Below are 1,474 nucleotides of genomic sequence, written 5' to 3'. Positions count from 1 at the left end.
GAATGGCCCTACATAAAGAGAAGCCCAACCTGAAACCGCTCCTACTCCAAAATATCCCAATGCACTACCCCAAGAGGTTACATTTCCTTGTATAGCATTTACTGCCAAGTTAATAACACCTCCTGCAACAGCAGCTATCAAATCATCTATGCCAAACCATTCTCCTGTAATGTCATTATACACCAGCGGATTATTCAAGCAATACCCATACCTATTAAAGTTCTGTGTGTTAAAAAGGTCTTGGATATAGTTATCGGGCATTAAGAAGCGGTGTAGGGCAGGGTCGTAGAGACGTCCATTACAATGGATTAAGCCTACGCTTGTGAGGTGTTCGTGCCCTGTATAGCCTCTGTCAAGTAGTAATTTATCTAACTTGTTGCCATTGCCGTCAGTGATGCTCAATACCTTGCCCCAAGCATCAAAATGTCTTGCCTCTACAAGCTTGCCGTTAAGGTCGGTAATAGCGACAATACTCCCTAATTGGTCTCTATGCAAAAAGAGTAGTTTTCCTTCTTCTCCATTGCTATTATATACCGCAGGAGCACTATACGGGTCGCCACCGAGGTAAAATAAAAAGTCAATACTTCCTTTTGTTTTATCCTCTTTGATTTCTACACTGCCATCGGCACTGTAATGCTTATGAATAGGACGTTTCTCTTTCTCAGCTTCCGCATTGCCATAGAAGCTATGGGCACGACTGCCAAAGGCGTTGTACAAATAGGTGATACGTTCTTTGCCCTTTACGTATATTTGTTCGGGGCTTTTAAGCATATTGTAGCGTATCGCGGGCATTGGTGCCTCTTTATAAAAAGCTTCGCCTGTAGAGTTCAATACTAATTTTTCTTGGTCGTAGCCCTTAGAGGGATATTTATAAGTACCCAAAAGACTATTTTCAGTAATGCGCCCGCGCTCATCGTAGCTATGGGTCTGTGGTGGAGTATTGGCATCACCCCAAGCCGTAAGGCGATCTAAGTTATCATAACTAAAATCCTCTTGTTTACCCCAAAAGCTGTATTGACGGCTGTCTAATAGTCCTTTTTGAGGGTTAAACTGCCACGTAAGGGCACCAATTGCCTTATCCTCACTTTGCAAGAGCTGGCTTACAGGAAAACCTTTGTCGTAAGTATAAGTCTCTTTTACATTGCCTTTATGGCTTACAAGGGGTTGCCCATAGGGGTTCTCACTGCTGAGTTTCCAAAGGGTTACACCCTTGTCGTCCTTCATTTCCACGAGTTCACCATTTTGATAGCGGTATTGCACCATTGCACTCGCGCGTTTGCCTGCTGCCTCTGCGGTGGTCATTTCCTTTTGTACCCGACCGAAAAGGTCATAAGTATAGGCTTTGGTATACTTTGCCCAAGGGTTGGTTTCTGTCGTGGAGAGCAACTGACGGCTGTGGTTGTAAGTGTAGGCGTAGTGGTCGCTGTTGCCATCCTTGTTCTCATTGTCTATTTGGGTTAGGAGCTTTTCGGCG

The 1,474-nt window shown here is 44.4% G+C and carries 1 protein-coding gene; it reads right to left on the bottom strand.

Going from position 1 to position 1,474, the window contains the following annotated elements:
- A partial coding sequence (locus I7X29_RS15170; protein ID WP_317191540.1) for an RHS repeat domain-containing protein occupies window positions 1-1,474 on the bottom strand: 1,474 nt, incomplete at both ends.

This window comes from Capnocytophaga periodontitidis (assembly GCF_016126015.1).
GTDB lineage: Bacteria > Bacteroidota > Bacteroidia > Flavobacteriales > Flavobacteriaceae > Capnocytophaga > Capnocytophaga periodontitidis.
Note: the sequence above shows the minus strand (reverse complement) of the source record. Positions and strands in the feature narration are given on the sequence as shown.